The sequence below is a fragment of the Mesorhizobium sp. M1D.F.Ca.ET.043.01.1.1 genome, assembly GCF_003952385.1.
In the GTDB taxonomy this organism is placed as follows: Bacteria; Pseudomonadota; Alphaproteobacteria; order Rhizobiales; family Rhizobiaceae; genus Mesorhizobium.
Genome location: NZ_CP034444.1, coordinates 6,761,321 through 6,778,502, shown reverse-complemented (window position 1 = coordinate 6,778,502; position 17,182 = coordinate 6,761,321). Strand labels below are relative to the sequence as shown.

16 protein-coding genes are annotated in these 17,182 nt (G+C 63.6%); 3 read left to right on the top strand and 13 right to left on the bottom strand.

Annotated features, from left to right (window positions below; translation table 11 throughout):
* The first annotated feature begins 28 nt into the window (after positions 1 to 28).
* A complete protein-coding gene (gene gltX / locus EJ067_RS32695) occupies positions 29 to 1,453 on the top strand; it encodes a glutamate--tRNA ligase (protein WP_126089191.1) in 1,425 nt (474 codons plus the stop codon).
* A 182-nt stretch (positions 1,454 to 1,635) separates the two neighbouring features.
* Positions 1,636 to 2,964: a citrate synthase gene (gene gltA / locus EJ067_RS32690; RefSeq protein ID WP_126089190.1), complete on the top strand. Its 1,329-nt coding sequence runs from the start codon at positions 1,636 to 1,638 to the stop codon at positions 2,962 to 2,964.
* A gap of 60 nt (positions 2,965 to 3,024) precedes the next feature.
* On the opposite strand, the gene lpxB is transcribed toward gltA, so the two are convergent.
* From lpxB to EJ067_RS32625, 13 genes are all read right to left on the bottom strand, one after another.
* Positions 3,025 to 4,212 (bottom strand): lipid-A-disaccharide synthase, encoded by a 1,188-nt coding sequence (lpxB, locus tag EJ067_RS32685; RefSeq protein ID WP_126089189.1) that lies wholly within the window; start codon positions 4,210 to 4,212, stop codon positions 3,025 to 3,027.
* Positions 4,202 to 5,104: an LpxI family protein gene (locus tag EJ067_RS32680; protein ID WP_126089836.1), complete on the bottom strand. Its 903-nt coding sequence runs from the start codon at positions 5,102 to 5,104 to the stop codon at positions 4,202 to 4,204. Before EJ067_RS32680 ends, lpxB begins: the two co-directional genes overlap by 11 nt.
* Positions 5,091 to 5,927 (bottom strand): acyl-ACP--UDP-N-acetylglucosamine O-acyltransferase, encoded by an 837-nt coding sequence (gene lpxA / locus EJ067_RS32675; RefSeq protein WP_126089188.1) that lies wholly within the window; start codon positions 5,925 to 5,927, stop codon positions 5,091 to 5,093. Before lpxA ends, EJ067_RS32680 begins: the two co-directional genes overlap by 14 nt.
* 15 nt (positions 5,928 to 5,942) lie before the next feature.
* Positions 5,943 to 6,404, bottom strand: coding sequence for a 3-hydroxyacyl-ACP dehydratase FabZ (gene fabZ / locus EJ067_RS32670; protein WP_126089187.1), 462 nt, complete (start codon positions 6,402 to 6,404; stop codon positions 5,943 to 5,945).
* Positions 6,397 to 7,452 carry a UDP-3-O-(3-hydroxymyristoyl)glucosamine N-acyltransferase gene (lpxD, locus tag EJ067_RS32665; RefSeq protein ID WP_126089186.1) on the bottom strand — a complete coding sequence of 352 codons (1,056 nt, stop codon included), beginning with the start codon at positions 7,450 to 7,452 and terminating at the stop codon, positions 6,397 to 6,399. Before lpxD ends, fabZ begins: the two co-directional genes overlap by 8 nt.
* A gap of 75 nt (positions 7,453 to 7,527) precedes the next feature.
* Complete coding sequence (bamA, locus tag EJ067_RS32660) at positions 7,528 to 9,897, bottom strand: outer membrane protein assembly factor BamA (RefSeq protein ID WP_126089185.1); 2,370 nt, start codon at positions 9,895 to 9,897, stop codon at positions 7,528 to 7,530.
* A gap of 218 nt (positions 9,898 to 10,115) precedes the next feature.
* The gene (rseP, locus tag EJ067_RS32655; protein WP_126089184.1) at positions 10,116 to 11,258 is read right to left on the bottom strand and encodes an RIP metalloprotease RseP; all 1,143 of its coding nucleotides are present in this window, start codon (positions 11,256 to 11,258) and stop codon (positions 10,116 to 10,118) included.
* A gap of 104 nt (positions 11,259 to 11,362) precedes the next feature.
* The gene (locus EJ067_RS32650; RefSeq protein WP_126089183.1) at positions 11,363 to 12,178 is read right to left on the bottom strand and encodes a phosphatidate cytidylyltransferase; all 816 of its coding nucleotides are present in this window, start codon (positions 12,176 to 12,178) and stop codon (positions 11,363 to 11,365) included.
* Positions 12,179 to 12,187: 9 nt separating this feature from the next.
* Entirely contained in the window at positions 12,188 to 12,907 is a 720-nt protein-coding gene (locus tag EJ067_RS32645) for an isoprenyl transferase (protein WP_126089182.1), read from the bottom strand.
* Between the two features lie 32 nt (positions 12,908 to 12,939).
* Positions 12,940 to 13,494, bottom strand: coding sequence for a ribosome recycling factor (frr, locus tag EJ067_RS32640; RefSeq protein WP_126089181.1), 555 nt, complete (start codon positions 13,492 to 13,494; stop codon positions 12,940 to 12,942).
* A gap of 89 nt (positions 13,495 to 13,583) precedes the next feature.
* Positions 13,584 to 14,306, bottom strand: a complete 723-nt coding sequence (gene pyrH / locus EJ067_RS32635) for a UMP kinase (RefSeq protein WP_059188649.1) — start codon at positions 14,304 to 14,306, stop codon at positions 13,584 to 13,586.
* A gap of 150 nt (positions 14,307 to 14,456) precedes the next feature.
* Complete coding sequence (locus EJ067_RS32630; protein ID WP_126089180.1) at positions 14,457 to 15,566, bottom strand: aldo/keto reductase; 1,110 nt, start codon at positions 15,564 to 15,566, stop codon at positions 14,457 to 14,459.
* A gap of 22 nt (positions 15,567 to 15,588) precedes the next feature.
* Positions 15,589 to 16,116 carry a nuclear transport factor 2 family protein gene (locus EJ067_RS32625; protein WP_126089179.1) on the bottom strand — a complete coding sequence of 176 codons (528 nt, stop codon included), beginning with the start codon at positions 16,114 to 16,116 and terminating at the stop codon, positions 15,589 to 15,591.
* Between the two features lie 114 nt (positions 16,117 to 16,230).
* On the opposite strand from EJ067_RS32625, the gene EJ067_RS32620 reads away from it, so the two are divergent.
* Positions 16,231 to 17,157 carry a LysR family transcriptional regulator gene (locus tag EJ067_RS32620; protein ID WP_126089178.1) on the top strand — a complete coding sequence of 309 codons (927 nt, stop codon included), beginning with the start codon at positions 16,231 to 16,233 and terminating at the stop codon, positions 17,155 to 17,157.
* Positions 17,158 to 17,182 lie beyond the last annotated feature (25 nt).

Here is a 17,182-nt window from a genome sequence, read left to right as displayed (position 1 = left end):
CCCGTTTCAGTGCTTCTTCGAGAGTTCCATGTCCGACAAGGTCGTCACCCGCTTTGCCCCCTCGCCCACCGGCTACCTGCACATCGGCGGGGCGCGGACGGCGCTGTTCAACTGGCTCTACGCCAGGCACACCGGCGGCACGATGCTGCTGCGCATCGAGGACACCGATCGCGAGCGCTCCACCGAGGCTGCGACAGCCGCCATCCTGGAAGGACTGACCTGGCTTGGCCTTTCCTGGGACGGCGACGCCGTCTCCCAGTTCGAGCGCGCCCCGCGCCACCGCGAGGTCGCCGAGGAGCTCGTGCGCCTGCGCAAGGCCTATTACGCCTACGAGACGCCGGCGGAACTCGATGCCATGCGCGAGGCGGCGCGGGCCAAGGGCATGCCGCCGCGCTACAACGGCCAATGGCGCGACCGCGATCCGTCCGGGGCGCCTGCCGGCGTCAAGGGGGCGATCCGCGTCAAGGCGCCGACCGAAGGCGAGACGATCGTGCATGACCGCGTGCAGGGCGAGGTGCGCTTTCCGAACAAGGATCTCGACGACTTCATCATCCTGCGCTCGGACGGCAACCCGACCTACATGCATGCCGTGGTCGTCGACGACCATGACATGGGCGTCACCCACATTATCCGTGGCGACGACCATCTGACCAACGCCGCGCGCCAGACCGTGATCTACAACGCCATGGGCTGGACCGTGCCGTCGATGTCGCACATCCCGCTGATCCACGGCGCCGACGGCGCCAAGCTGTCGAAGCGCCACGGCGCGCTCGGCGTCGAGGCCTATCGCGCGATGGGCTATCTGCCGGAGGCCCTGCTCAACTATCTGGCGAGGCTCGGCTGGAGCCATGGCGACGACGAGGTGATGTCGATCAAGGACATGATCTCCTGGTTCGATATCGGCGACGTCAACAAGGGCGCCGCGCGTTTCGACTTCGCCAAGCTCGAGGCGCTCAACGGCGTGCATATGCGCCAGATGGACGACAAGGCCCTCGTCGACGTGTTCGTCGCCACCTTGCCCCATCTCGAAGGAGGCCCGGCGCTCGCGGCAAAGCTCGACGACAGGCGCAAGGCGCAACTGCTGGCCGCCATGCCCGGCCTCAAGGAGCGGGCGAAGACGCTGGTCGAACTCGTGGATGGAGCCGCCTTCCTGTTCGCAAAACGCCCCCTGCAGCTCGACGAGAAGGCCGCTGGGTTGCTCGGCGGTGAGGCGCGCGCCACTTTGCGCGGTGCTCATGCCGCGCTCGCCGCGGTTTCCGGCGAATGGAGCGCCGCGGCCGCGGAAGCCGCAATTCGTGACTTTGCCCAGGCCGGCGGACACAAGCTTGGCGCCGTGGCGCAACCGCTGAGAGCCGCGCTCACCGGCCGCAGCACCTCGCCTGGCGTCTTCGACGTGCTTGCCGTGTTGGGACGCGAGGAGGCCCTGGCGCGGATTGGAGATCAAATCGATTAGGAGCGAACTGGCCCAAAAAGATTGGCATTGAAAGGTGTGTTTCGCAGTGCAACATTAGGCCTTGGCCCAATCAGGCACGCACCTCCTAAAATGCGGTGGTAAGTTCGCGCATTCCGGTGATTTCGACGTGTCGTTTGCAGGAATTGCCTTGCCGGCATGAGGAAACATAAAGGAGTTTGAGAATGAGCGAAGCTGCGACAAAACTGGAATCGGGCGGCAAGGCGCATGAGTCGACCGCCAAGCTCGAACTCGCCGGCAAGACCCACGAATTGAAGGTGCGAAGCGGCTCGACCGGGCCTGACGTCATCGACATCGGCGCGCTTTACAGCACCACCGGGGCGTTCACCTACGATCCAGGCTTCACCTCGACGGCGAGCTGCGAGTCGGCGATCACCTTCATCGACGGCGACGCCGGCATCTTGCTTCATCGCGGCTACCCGATCGACCAGCTTGCCGAGCATGGCGACTTCCTCGAGGTCTGCTACCTCCTGCTCTACGGCGAATTGCCGACCAAGGCGCAGAAGGACGACTTCGACTACCGCGTGACGCGCCACACCATGGTGCATGAGCAGATGTCGCGCTTCTTCACCGGCTTCCGGCGCGACGCGCATCCGATGGCCGTCATGTGCGGCGTGGTCGGCGCGCTGTCGGCCTTCTATCATGACTCGACAGACATCTCTGATCCCTACCAGCGCATGGTCGCCTCGATGCGCCTGATCGCCAAGATGCCGACGATCGCGGCGATGGCCTATAAATACCACATCGGCCAGCCTTTCATTTACCCGAAGAACGATCTGGGCTTCGCGGCGAACTTCCTGCACATGTGCTTTGCCGTGCCGTGCGAGGAGTACAAGATCAATCCGGTGCTGGCGCGCGCCATGGAGCGCATCTTCATCCTGCACGCCGACCACGAGCAGAACGCGTCGACATCGACCGTTCGGCTTGCAGGTTCTTCGGGCGCCAATCCGTTCGCCTGCATCGCCGCCGGCATCGCCTGCCTGTGGGGTCCGGCGCATGGCGGCGCCAACGAGGCGGCGCTCAACATGCTGGGCGAGATCGGCCATGTCGACCACATCCCGGAGTTCATCGCCCGCGCCAAGGATAAGAACGATCCGTTCCGCCTGATGGGTTTCGGCCACCGCGTCTACAAGAACTACGATCCGCGCGCCAAGATCATGCAGAAGACGGCGCATGAGGTGCTGGGCGAGCTCGGCATCAAGGATGATCCGCTGCTCGACATCGCGATGGAGCTGGAGAAGATCGCACTGACCGACGAGTATTTCATCGCCAAGAAGCTCTATCCCAATGTCGACTTCTATTCCGGCATCACGCTGAAGGCGCTGGGCTTCCCCACCACCATGTTCACGGTGCTGTTCGCGGTTGCCCGCACCGTCGGCTGGATCGCGCAGTGGAAGGAAATGATCGAGGATCCGCACCAGAAGATTGGCCGCCCTCGCCAGCTCTACACCGGCGCAACGGAACGGGACTACGTGCCGATTGCAAAGAGATGAGTGAGTAGTGAATAGGGAGTAGTGAGTAGTGGCGCTGACACAGTGAATGCCGCGCACTCTCTACTCACTACTCACTACTCCCTTCCTAATACACCCCATCACCACCTCGGCGGCGATTTCGCCGGAGGGCCTCTCGGTCGCCATGCGCCTGGCTATCTCGGCGAAGCCCGCTTTCTGCCAGGCGCGCATGCCGGTGTCGACAAACAGGGCTTCCAGCTGACGCGCCAGGTTCTCCGGCCTGACATACTGGTCGTAGAACTCCGGCACCAGAGCGCGATCGGCGATCAGGTTGGGCAGCAGCGCCGACCACGTCGTCACGAGATGCTGCGCCAACTGTCTGGCGATCGGGTCGAGCTTGTAGCTGGAGACCATCGGGACGTCGGAAAGCGCCAGCTCCAGCGAAACCGTTCCGGACGCGATCAAAGCCGCATCGGCCTTGCCGAAAGCCTGCCATTTGCGCTCCGGTTCGGTGATGATCTCGGGTTTCTCGTCCCACGTCGCGACCGACGTTTTCACCAAGTCGGCGACATGCGGCACCGTCGGCAGCAGCAGGCGTAACCGGTGGCCACGCTGGCGCAGAACCGACATCGTCTTGCCGAACGGCTCGATCAGCCGGCGCACCTCGCCGCGGCGCGAGCCCGGCAGCACAAGCAGGGTCTTGACGCGATCCTCCGACAGGTCGCGAGGCAAGCTCTGCGCCTTGGCGGCGCCAAGCACGCCCGGATCCTGCGTCAGCCGATGGCCGACATAGGTGCCGGGCGGCCCGCCAAGACGAGCGAGCGCCTTCACCTCGAAAGGCAGGATGCAGAGGATGTGGTCGACATAAGGCTTCATCGCCACCGCCCTGCCCGGTCGCCATGCCCACACGCTCGGACAGACATAGTGGACGATCGGGATGGCGGGGGCCGTAGCGCGGACCTTTTTGGCGACACGCAACGAAAAGTCGGGACTGTCGATGGTAACCAGGCAATCCGGCCGCTCGGCCGCAACGGTGGCGGCCGTCTGGCTGATCCGGCGCATCAGCCGCGGCAGATCGCGCAAGACAGCGCTGAAGCCCATCAGCGCGATCTCGCTGCCGTCGAAAAGCGGTGTCAGCCCCAGTTCCTGCAGATGCCGGCCGCCAATGCCGACGAGCCGGATCTTGCGGCCGGTCGTCCTCTCCAGTGCGCGCACGATGTCAGCGCCGAGCAGATCACCGGATTCCTCACCGGCGACGATTGCGATCTTGAGCGGCTTCTCACCTGCCATCAGCCGACCCCGTTGCCGGGAGCCCGACAATGAACAAGCCGAGCGCATTTGCTCGCGCCAGTGTTGTCGGGCCTTCGAGGATTAGCGAGCGGCCGGCTTCGACGGCTATGCCGGCAAGGCCGGCGGCATGTGCCGCCTCGACCGTCTGCGGCCCTATCGAAGGCAGGTCGGCGCGCAATTCCTGGCCCGGCTTGGCACATTTGACGAGAACGCCGCGCGTCTTCCCGGCGAGCCTGCCGTGCCCGCGCAAGTCGCGTGTCCTTTCGAGCAGGCCGTTGGTGCCTTCGACGCCTTCCAGCGCGATGACCCGACCTGCGATCGCGATCGCCGCCTGGCCGATGTCGAGCGCGCCGATGGCCTTGGCGGCCGCACGGCCCGCCTCGATATCGCGCCAGTCGGATTTGCTTGGCCGGGTCGCCGTCAACGTGCCTTCACCGGCCGTCAGTTCGGGCACGACCTCATGCGCGCCGACGACTTTGATGCCCCGCTTTTCGAGGCCCCGCGTCAGAACCTTCAAAAGCCCATCGTCGCCGCGCGCCAGTGCAGCGATCACCGACGGTACGATCGCCAACAACCCGAGACTGGGACGCATGTTGCTCAGCCTTGGCCTGCGCTTGATTTCGCCGGCAAGCACCAGATGGGTCACACCGTGGTGTTTCAGTGTGGACACCAGAGAGCCGATCTGCTCGAGCGCCATGGTGACGTTCTCGTATCGGCCGAGTTGTTGCTTGCAGTCAGCCTCACCCTCCATCAACAGGACGAAGGGCGGATAGCCGTGCGCGGCGAGACCATCGGCAACTTCCACCGGCAGGCTGCCGCCACCGGCGATGATCCCGACCCTGGAGCCCGGCGCAAGTTCAAGCGCTGATCCCGCCGGATCAGCCCTCGTCATCGCCATTGTCATCGTCGCCGCCACCCTTGAGCGACGGAACGGCATAGTGCCGCTTGCCGCGGCTGGTGATGAAATCGATGATCTTCATGGCCGTTGGCGACGAGGCGAATTCCGTCTTGGCGATTTCGACATTCTCGGCAACGGTGCGGGAGCGGTCGAAGATCATCCTGTAAGCCCTGCGCAATAAATAGATTTCGGCGCGCGGCAGACCGGAGCGCTTCAGGCCGATGATGTTGAGGCCACGCAAGCTGGCGCGGTTGCCGGCGGCGATGGCGTAAGGAATGACGTCGCCGACAAAAGCCGAGCACCCGCCGAGAAAGGCATTGTCGCCGACGCGCACGAATTGATGAACGGCGCTGAGGCCGCCTATATAGACGTTGTCGCCGATTTCGCAATGTCCGCCGAGCGTTGCCCCGTTGGCAAAAGTGGCGTCCCTGCCGACGACGCAATCATGGGCGATGTGGGCATAGGCAAGGAAATTGCCGTTGTCGCCCACGGTCGTCTCGCCGCGGCTGGAATCCGTGCCGAGATGCATGGTGACGCCTTCGCGGATCGTGCAGTTCTCGCCGATGACCAGCGTGGTGCGGCCGCCCTTATGCTTTGTGTTCTGCGGCGGGCCGCCCAGGATCGCCATCGGATAGACCTTGGTCGCGGCACCGATGGTGGTCGCGCCCATCACCGAGACGTGGCTGACCAGTTCGACCCGGTCGCCGATCACGGCGTCGGCGCTCACATGGCAGAATGGTCCGATGCGGACGCCTTCGCCGAGTTGCGCCCCTTCTTCGATGATCGAGGAAGGATGGATCGATGTCTGGATTTTCATGAGCATTTCGAACCGTCAGCCGGTAACCATCATAGCCGAGATTTCGGCTTCCGCCGCCTTCGCGCCATCCACCATGGCCTCGCAGGCGAATTTGAGCAGGTTGCCGCGCATCTTTATTTTCTTGACGTGGATCTTCAGCTGGTCGCCTGGAACGACCGGTTTGCGGAATTTCGCGTTGTCGATGGTCAGGAAATAGACCAGCGACGGCTTTTCCGTGTTGAGGCTGCGGATGCAGATCGCGCCGGCCGTCTGCGCCATGGCCTCGATGATGAGCACGCCCGGCATCACCGGCTGCTCCGGGAAATGGCCGTGGAAGTGCGGTTCGTTGATCGTCACATTCTTGATGCCCACGGCGGAGTCGTTGCCGTCGATGTCGACGATGCGGTCGATCAGCAGGAACGGATAACGGTGCGGCAGGAGCTTCATGAGCCCCATTATGTCGACCGCCTCGAGTGTCGTCGCCACCATGTCAGCCATTTCCGTCGCCCTGCTTGCGCGTCCTGGCCAGCCTCCGCAGCATCGCGATCTCGCGCATGGCTTCCGCCATCGGCTGCGCCGGATAGCCTCCCCAGACCTCGCCTGCCGGCACGTTGCTCATGAATCCACTTCTCGCAGCAAGCTTGGCTCCCGGACCGATGGTCAAATGGTCGGCAAGGCCGACACCGCCACCCATGGTGACGTTGTCGCCCACGACGACGGAACCGGAAATACCCGAAAGCCCGGCTATAATGCAATTGCGGCCGATGCGAACATTGTGGGCGATCTGCACCAGATTGTCGATCTTGGTGCCTTGTCCGATGACGGTGTCCGACATCGCGCCGCGATCGACGGTCGAGTTGGAGCCGATCTCCACGTCGTCCTGGATGATGACGCGACCGATCTGCGGCACGCGTTCGGGTCCCTTGGCACCGCCCACGAAGCCGAACCCGTCCTGGCCGATCCTTGCGCCGCCATGAATGATGACGCGATTGCCGATCAGCGCATATTGGATGCTGGCGCCCGGCCCGACGTAACCGTCGCGGCCTATCTTGCAGGAGCGGCCAATGACGGCATGCGGCGCAATGACCGTGCCGGCGCCTATGGCTGCACCGGGACCGATCACGGCGCCTGCCTCCACGATCGCTCCGCTTTCGACATGCGCGGACGGATCGATATGCGCCTGCGGCGAAATACCGGTTTCGCCGGTCATCGGCCCCGGAGTGGCAGCCTGCGGAAAGAGCAGCCGTCCGACCATGGCGAAGGCCTGCTGCGGGCGCGGATGCACCAGCACGGCGATTCCCTGCGGCGCTCTGTTGGCAAAGTCGGCAGGGCACAGCACGGCAGCCGCCTTGAGCGATTGCATCAAAGCGAAATTGCGCTTGCCGTCGACAAAGACCAGCGCCCCATCACCGCCCTCATTGGCGGGCGCCAGCGCTTCGATGGCGATCTCGGCCTGCGAGGTATCGAGGAGATTGGCGCCGGTCAGATTCGCGACCTCGCCAGCCGTATACCGGCGTGAAGGCGCGAAGAACACCGGATCGGTCATTCCACAAATAGTATCCAGCTCGGTCGGATCAGCCTCTTCCGGGCCGTCAGGCCCGGAAGCTTTGTAACCCGCGGATTAGAAACGGGTCGCTATGCCGAAGTTGAATTCCTGCACGTCGTCGCCCGGCTGCTTCTCGACCGGGATCGCATAGTCGATGCGGATCGGGCCGAACGGCGAAGCCCACATCAGGCCGACGCCGACCGAAGCGCGCAAATGCAGGTCCGCCGATCCAGCCTTTACCAGGCTCGGATCAAGCTTGTTGCCGTAGAGCGTTGCCGCGTCGGCGAACACCGCGCCGCGCAAGCCGAAGCTTTCCGGAATGACCGGCAGCGGGAACTGGGCTTCCGCAGATGCATTGAAATAGGTCGTGCCGCCGAGATGGTCGCCGCTGTTGTCGCTGGCAATCGGACCAATGCCGCCATAGGCGAAGCCGCGGATCATGCGGTCGTTGCTCTGGAAGTGGTCGAAGATGCGCAGATCGCCATTGCCGTAGCCCGCGATATAGCCAGCGCCACCCGACACCAGGCCGACCAGGTCGAGCTGCTCGGACAAGGTCTGGTACACGCTTGCGCGCCCGGTCAGCTTCACCCACTTGGCGTCACCGCCGAGACCAGCAACTTCGGTCGTGCCGGTGATGTAGAGACCCTCATGCGGGTTCTTCATGTCGTCGATGGTGTTGTAGACCAGGCCGAGGCTGACCGAAGACTTGACCCAAGGGCTTTCGGCAACGCCGTCCCGTATCGCCGGGGAGATGGTGCACTTGGCCGGGTCGTAAACCCCGTTAGTCAAGCAGCCATCAGCCAGCGAATACTTCTCCTGCGAGATATTGTACGCCAGCTGCGTCGAGATGCTGTCGGTGATGGGCAGACCGAAGCGAATGGTCGCGCCGGTGACGTCGGTGTCGTAGTGATTGTACTCACGGGTCGACTTGTAGATGTCGAAGCCCGCGGCGATACGCCGGCCGAGGAAATACGGCTCCGTGAAGGAGAGCGCGTAGTCGCGCGAATGTTTGCCGCCGCCGGCCGACAACTTGATGTACTGGCCGCGGCCCAGGAAGTTGCGCTCGGTGATCGAACCTTCGACGGATGGACCCGGCGTGTCGCCGCCGGTCGAATAGCCGGCGCCAACCGAGAACTCGCCGGTCGACTTCTCGACCACGTCGACCACCAGAACGACCTGGTCGGGAGCCGACCCAGGAACAGTCGAGATGTCGACTTTCTCAAAGTAATCCAGCGCTTCCAACCGCTTCTTCGCACGCTGGATGAGAACCTGGTTGAAGGCGTCGCCTTCGCTGACGTCGAATTCGCGACGGATGACATAGTCGCGCGTGCGGTCGTTGCCGCGGATTTCGATGCGCTCGATATAGGCCTTGGTGCCCTGGTCGATGGTGTAGACGACCGAGATCGTGTGATTCTCGAAATTGCGGTCGCCGCGCGGCGTCACCTGGGCAAAGGCATAGCCCGAACCGGCGACCTTCTCCGTCAGAGCGACAATCGAATCTTCGACATCCTTGGCGTTGTAGACATCGCCCTTGTGGGTCTCGACCACCGATTCCAGCGACTTGGAGTCGACCTCGGGGATGGTGCTCTCGACGCTGATGTCGCCAAAGGTGTAGCGCTCGCCTTCCTGAATGGTGATCGTCACCGTGTATTTGTTGGTGGTGTCGTCGAGCTCGCCGACGGCGGAAACGACCTGGAAGTCGGCATAGCCGTGATTGTAATAGAAACGGCGCAGCAACTCCTGGTCGGCGCGCAGCTTGTCCTCGTCATACACGTCGTCGCGCAACACGAACGAAAGCCAGGACGAACGCTTGGTGTTGATTACGTCCGACAACCGGCGGCTGGAATACGCGCTGTTGCCGACGAAATTGATGGCGGCAATCTGGGTACGGCCGCCTTCGTTGATGTTGAAGACAACGTTCACGCGGTTGTCGCCGAGATCCATGATCTGGGTGGTCACGGCGGCGTCGTCGCGACCGATGCGCCGATAGGCAGCCTTGACCGCCTCGACGTCGGCGTCGAGCGCCTGCTGCGAGAAGGTCGCGCGCGGCTTCAGCTGGACGGCAGCCTGGAGCGCGTTGTCCTTGAGCTTCTTGTTGCCCTGGAACAGGACCTGGTTGACGACTTTGTATTCGGAAACCTTGACGACCAGGGTCGAGCCGACCTGGTTGATCTGGACGTCCGAGAACAGCCCGGTGCCGAACAGGGCCTTCACGGCGCTGTCGATGTCGGCGCTTGAGAACGCCTTGCCCGGCTTGATCGAAATGTAATTGCGGATGGTTTCGGCATCGACACGCTGGTTGCCGCTGACCTCGACCCTGCTGACCACTGCTGCTTCTGCTACCGATGTGGCAACGAACTGCACTGCGAGCGCGCCTGGCAAAACCAGGGCGGCGGACAAAGCCGCCGCGGACGCGGCGCTCAGAAACTTGGATGCTGCCTTCATCGGGCTTTTGTACCTTTTTCTCGTAGTCCCCACGGCGAGAAAACCGGACGTGCGGTATTTTCCCTTACCGTATTAACCGGATTTCCCCTACACGCAAGGCTCCCGGTTAATTTGTATTTACTTAACCCTGTTGCGTGGCTTTCGTGTCACGCATATCCCCACGCATGGTAAACGGCGTCTCAATGTGGCCGGGGCCGAAGCCAAATTTCTTCATGATTTCAGCACCCAAACAGATCATTCCAAAAAACGAAGCCCATGAATCCGAGCACCAGAAAGAGCCCGGCCCGGTAGGCCATCTCCATCATTCGCTCCGACACGGGCCGCCTTATGACGGCCTCCACGCCGTAGAACAAGAGGTGACCTCCGTCGAGAGGGGGAATCGGCAGCAGATTGAGAATTCCTATCCCGACTGACAGGAATGCAACAAGCTGCACCAGCCACTCGAAGCCGAGTTTGGCCGCCTGACCCGACATTTTTGCGATCTTGATCGGTCCGCCCAGCGCGCATTTGTCTTCGCGCCCAACAACAAAGCGCTTCAGGAACTGGCCGGTGCGCTCGATGACATGCCCGGTTTCCTCGACAGCCGCCGCCAGCGCGCCCGCGGGCGTATAGGAGACCAGTCGCGGCTGCCCGAGTTCGGCATTGTTGGCGACACCGATGATCGCCACCTTGACCTTGTTGCCCAGCGCATCCTGCTGCTCGATCGGCTCCGGCGTCGCCGTGACGGTGATTTCCTTGCCGTCGCGCAACATGGTGAAAGTGATGGCGTCGCCGGCGCGGCCCGAGACCAGGCGCTGAACGTCGGCGAAGGTCTCCACCTTGCTGCCGTCGACTTTGACGAATCGGTCGCCGGGCTGGATGCCTGCCCGCGCCGCCGGGCTGCCGGCGGTGACCTCGGCCACCATCGGCTCCATGACCGGACGGCCGTAGAGCGAAAACAGCACTGCGAACACGGCGATCGTCAGCAGGAAATTGAACAGCGGTCCGGCAACCACGGTCGCCGCGCGTTTCCAGATTGGCTGGGTGTGGAAGGCGACCTCGCGCTCGGCCTCGGTCAATGATTCGAGGTCTTCGGCGCTCGGCTGGCTCGATGACGCGTTCATGTCGCCGACGAATTTGACGTAGCCGCCGAGCGGGATGGCGCAAAGCTTCCAGCGGGTGCCGTGGCGGTCGTTGAAACCAAAGAGTTCCGGACCGAAGCCGACTGCAAAAGCCTTCACCCCGATGCCGCACCAGCGACCGATGAGGTAATGGCCCATCTCATGGACGAACACCACGACGGTAAGCACGAACAGGAACGGCACCAGGGTGCCGAGGACAAAACCTTGCGTGCTGAAGAGCGCGTGAAGAATCTCGTTCAAGTCATGCCCTCAAATTCGCCCAGCGCGACCGTCCGCCGCGACTGTGGCATCAATCCGGGCGAATCCGTGGCACGCGTCGTTTTTCGCCCACCGGCGACGCCCATTCAGTTCGGAAACAGCCCCATTGCCGGATGATCGGCGCCCGCCGCAATCCAACCGATGACGTACAGGGTGAAAGCCGCCGCGACAAGCCCGTCGACCCTATCCATGACACCGCCATGCCCAGGAATCAGATTGCTCGAATCCTTGCAGCCGTGCCGACGCTTGACCCAGGATTCAAACAGGTCGCCGATCTGCGACACGATCGAGAGTGCCAGGGCGACAAGGCCAAGCGTCACGAGATTGCCGGCTCCGGACGCGATTGCCAGCAGCAATCCGGCAGCAACGCCGCCGACAGCGCCGCCAAGCGCGCCACTCTGCGTCTTGCCGGGCGAGATCGACGGCGCGAGCTTCGGCCCGCCGACCGAGCGGCCGACGAAATAAGCCGCTATGTCGGTCGCCCAGACCACGGCGAACAGGAAAAGAATCGCGATCAGGCCGGAATGGCCGTCGTCGCGCAGATAGGCGAGCGAAAGGCCGGACAAAGCCGCGTAGACCAACCCCGATGCCTCCCATTGTGCCGCGCCCTTCAGCCGAGCGGCGACGGCGGTGATTGCAGCGAGAGCTGCGACCAGAAGCAGGAGCCACAGCGCCGGCAGGCCGGCGATCAGCGCGCCGATGAAGACCAGAACCAGCGCTTCCGGTAGGAAGCCAAGGGTCGCGCCGTCGCCATGACGCGACATCCGCGTCCATTCGTAGAAGATCAGCGCCGCGATCGCCGCGCCAAACAGCCGGAACGGCAGCCCGCCGAGCCAGGTGAGCCCAAGCGTGACCGCCGCCATCACGATGGCCGAGATGACGCGCTGCTGGAGATTGCTCATGGACGCCGGCTACAAGGCCACGTCGCGGGCGGCGAGCCCGCCGAAGCGGCGTTCCCGGCCGGCAAAATCGCGCAGCGCGTCGGCGAGATGCTCCCGGCTGAAGTCCGGCCAGTAGCAGGGCAGGAAGACGAGCTCGCTGTAGGCAGCCTGCCACAAGAGGAAATTCGACAGCCGCAGTTCGCCGCTCGTGCGGATCACCAGATCGGGATCGGGAATGCCTATGGTGTCGAGCGAATCGGCAAAGCTCTCCATCGTGATCGCGTCGCTTGTCATCTCGCCGCGCGCCACGGCGGCGGCAAGCTTGCGCGCGGTGCGCACGATCTCGTCGCGGCCGCCATAGTTGAAGGCGATGACCAGCGTCAGCGCCTCGTTCGCCGCGGTCAGCGATTCGGCCTCCTGCAGCAGCCCGCTGATGTCCGGCTGCAACCCTTCCCTGTCGCCGATCACCCGCACCCGCACGCCGTTCTGGTGCAGCTCGGCGAGATCGCGACGGATGAAGAGCTTCAAGAGACCCATCAGGTCACTGACTTCGGATTTCGGCCGCGACCAGTTTTCCGAGGAGAAGGCGTAGACCGTCAGGTAGGAGATGCCGAGCTGGGGTGCGGCGCGCACCGTCTTGCGCAGGGCCTCGACGCCGGCGCGATGGCCGGCAAGCCGCGGCAGGCCGCGAGCCTTGGCCCAGCGTCCATTTCCATCCATGATGATCGCGACATGCGCGGGCGTTGCCATGGTCTCGCTTTCGAGCCGGTGAGAAGCCGACCCTAAACCTGCATGATTTCAGCTTCCTTATCGGAAAGCAGGTGATCGATGGTGCTGATCATCTCGTCGGTCAGCTTCTGAACCTGGTCGGACCGCTTGCGATGATCGTCCTCGCTGATCGTACCGTCCTTTTCCGACTTTTTGAGGAAATCCATGCCATCACGACGCACATGACGCACCGCGACGCGGGCGTTCTCGGCATAGCCATGCGAGATCTTGACCAGTTCCTTGCGGCGCTGCTCGTTGAGCTCGGGCAAAGGAATCCTCAGATTGGTGCCGTCGACGATCGGATTGAAACCGAGATTGGCCTCGCGGATGGCCCGGTCGACGGCGCTGACCATCGACTTGTCCCAGACCGAGACCGAAATCATGCGCGGCTCCGGCACCGTCACATTGGCCACCTGGTTGATCGGCATCGTCGTGCCATAGGCCTGGACCTGGACCGCGTCGAGCAGGTTGCTGGACGCGCGGCCGGTGCGCAGCGAAGCGAGATCGTGCTTGAAGGCCGCGACAGCCCCGTCCATGCGCCGCTTGAGATCGTCATACTCGCCACTCATGATCATCTCCTCGACCCGTTCGCCGGGTTCACTGCTTGTCTTCTAGTCCCGTCCGGAACCGGCAATCATTTAGCCGACCGCGGCCCCAGTCAATTGTCCGCGACGATCGTACAACGGCCGCCACCCCTCAGAATTTCGCCGAAACCACCCTTTTCGTGGATCGAATAGACGATTATCGGAATGTTGTTTTCGCGCGCAAGTGCAATCGCGGCCGTATCCATGATCGTAAGCCCGCGTTTGATGACTTCGGCATGACTTATGCGGTCGAATCGCACCGCGTTCGGATCCTTCTTCGGGTCGGCCGAATAGACGCCGTCGACCTGGGTGCCCTTGAACAGCGCGTCGGCGCCGATCTCGGCGGCGCGAAGCGCCGCAGCCGAATCGGTGGTGAAGAACGGATTGCCGGTGCCGCCGGCGAAGATCACCACCTTGCCCTGGTTCATATAGGCGGTCGCCTGGCGCTGGGAAAAACTCTCGCAGAGCTCCGGCATGGCTATGGCTGAAAGCACGACGGCATCGACGCCGATCTTGTTCAGCGAGGTGCGCAGTGCCAGCGAGTTGATAACGGTGGCGAGCATTCCCATGTGGTCACCGGTGACGCGGTCGCCGCCCTTGGAGGCGACGGCCACGCCGCGGAAGATGTTGCCGCCGCCGATGACCACGCCGACCTCGATGCCGAGCGCGCGCGCCTCGGCGATGTCGGCGGCGATGCGATCGACGACCGACACATCGATGCCGAAATGCTGTTCGCCCATCAGCGCTTCACCCGAAGCTTTCAGCAAGACACGTCGATAGAGGGGCTTCACCGTCATCTGGTTCCTCGAAAATCTCGGCGCGGGCAAATCTGGAGGCGAAAGCTGCCCCGCTTCGCCTGGCGGCGCTGGCACGATGGTTCGACCCGATACACGAAGGGCGCGGCGATGTCACGCCGCGCCCTTGCGCAAAATCCCGGGCCTTTTCGATCAATTGCTGCGGACGCTGACCGCCTCGCCTTCGATCAGGACCGGCAGGGAGTAGCCGGACGGTTTGTCGCCGGTCGCGGCGCCTCCGGTCACCCTCCCCTGGATCTCCGGCCCGAAATAGGAATGCGGGAACGGCGCCGGCATGCTGCTCGCCGAATCGAGCCGCTTGCGGAGCTCCGGGGCAATCGAAAAGTCGAGCGCCGCGAGATTGTCCTGCAACTGGGCAAGCTTCGTCGCGCCGAGGATGACGGTGGCGATACCGGGCTGCGTCGCCGTCCAGTTGAGCGCCACCTGCGCCATGCTGCGGCCGAGTTCGGCCGCCACCCTTTCTAGCTCCGCCACGATCGCCCAGTTGCGGTCGCTGAATTTCTGGAAGCCCGGATGCGTGGTGTTGCGGAAACCGTCGAGCCGTCCGGCATTCCCGGTCTGCGTCGGCCGGTACTTGCCGCTGAGGAGCCCGCTGGCCAGCGGGCTCCAGACCATGATGCCGGCGCCGTGACGTGTGGCGAAAGGCACGAATTCATGCTCGATCGTCCGCTCGGTCAGCGAATATTCGAGCTGCAGGGCCGAGATCGGCTCATAGCCGCGCAGCTCGGCGACCGCCTGCGCCCGGCCGGCATACCAGGCCGGCACGTCGGAAAGGCCGATATGGCGTATCTTGCCCGCGCGAACGAGGTCGTCCAGCGTACGCAGCACCTCCTCGGCCGGCGTCAGCCTGTCCCACACGTGCATGAGATAAAGGTCGATATAGTCGGTCCCGAGCCGCTTCAGCGAAGCGTCGACCGCGCGCATGATGTTCTTGCGGCCATTGCCGCCGGCATTCGGATTGCCGGGATCCATGTTCATCGTGAATTTGGTGGCGATCACCGCCTTGTCGCGCAAGCCGCGCTCGGCGACGAATTCGCCGAGCCAGGTCTCGGCCGTGCCGCCCGTATAGAGATCGGCGGTGTCGAAGAAATTGCCGCCTGCCTCGACATAGGCATCGAACATAGCGCGGGCGGTTTCCCGGTCGGCGCCCCAGCCCCATTCGGTGCCGAAGGTCATCGTGCCCAGCGCCAGCCGGCTGACGCGCAGGCCGCTGTTGCCGAGCGTGTAATAGGTCATGCTCATGATGTTCTCCGATTTTGCCCGCTTACTGGCCGGGGGTCGACTTGACCCAGGGATTGCCGCGTTCATGCGTCATGCGGAAGGTGAAGCCGTCGACCTTCCAGCCGGCGCTGGAGCGGACAAGATGGTGCTCATAAGTGCCCCACACTTCCCACAGCGGTTCGCCATTGCCCTCCATCCGGTTCCAGGCATAGCCGTTGGAACGAACGGTCGCCGCATCGGCCTCGATGACGACCTGATGGTTGGTGCGCAGATGCAGGCTGGTCTTGCTGCCCTTGAGATTGTCCGCCCATGCGCCGATCAGGTCGTCGGAGGCGATGGTGGCCGCAGGCTGCCCGGATAGACTGCTGAAGTCCGCGGTTACGCGGTCGGCGAAATAGCTGCGCGCCAGCTTCCAGTCCTGCGCGTCGACGGCGCGGTCGATGGCATCGGCAATGCGGATGACGGCGCGCTCGTCGGCGAGCGCCTGCCAGCCGGCCGGTTCGGCTCCGCCGGCATCGACCGGCGCCAGCGCCAGTCCTGCCGCGAAGGTCGCATGTCTCAACGCATTCATGTCTCTTCTCCTCGAGCATCAGCCCAACGCCGATGTGTTGAGGACAATGTGGGCCAACGCGCCGACATCGATAAGATTGCATTGTTCGCAAGGACCATGCGATATCATTCATGAATGGATCGAGACCTGCTCACGCACCTGCCTGTTGTCGTTGCCGTGGCGCGACGCGGCGGCTTCGCGCTTGCCGCGGCCGAGCTCGGCATGAGCCCGTCAGCCGTCAGCCACGCGGTGCGACTGGTGGAGGAGCGTGTCGGTCAGCCGCTGTTCGCGCGCACCACGCGCAGCGTCTCGCTGACCGAAGCCGGCAAGGCACTGGTGGAGACGGCGGCTCCTGCCCTGCAGGACATCGCCGAACGCATGGACCGCATCCGCGGCGTCAAGGGCCGTCCTTCCGGCCTTCTCAGGATCAATGCCTCCAACATCGCGATCCCATTGGCGGTGACGCCCGTGGTCGCGGCCATGGCCGAACGTTATCCGGACGTGACGGTCGAGGTTTTCGCCGAGCAGGGCCTGGTCGATATCGTCGGCGAAGGTTTCGATGCCGGCATCAGGCTGGGCGAGATGATCGCGCAGGACATGGTCACTGTGCGGCTGACGCCGCCCTTCAAGGCCGTGATCGTCGCGTCACCCGCCTATATCGCAAAGCACGGCCGTCCGCGCGACGTGGCAGACCTCGCCAAGCACAACTGCATCGGCTACCGGCTTGTTCGCTCGGGCGGGCTCTATCGCTGGGATTTGAACGAGGACGGCAAGGACGTCGTGGTCGAGACGCGCGGCACGGCCGTCGTCACCGATTCGCTTGGCGCCATCGATCTTGCGCTTGCAGGCGTCGGGCTCGCCTATGTGTTCGAGCCCCTGGCGCGCCCCGATCTCGCCGCCGGGCGGCTGGTCCAGATCCTGGCGAAGACGGCGATCGAGGAGTCCGGCCTCTTCCTTTATTTCCCGCGCCGGGCATCGATGGCGCCGAAGCTGAGGGCCTTCATCGACACTGCAAACGAGATCGGCCGGGCATCCATGCGGACACCCGGCCGAGTTGCCTGAGCTCTGTAGCCTTACTCTATCTTCA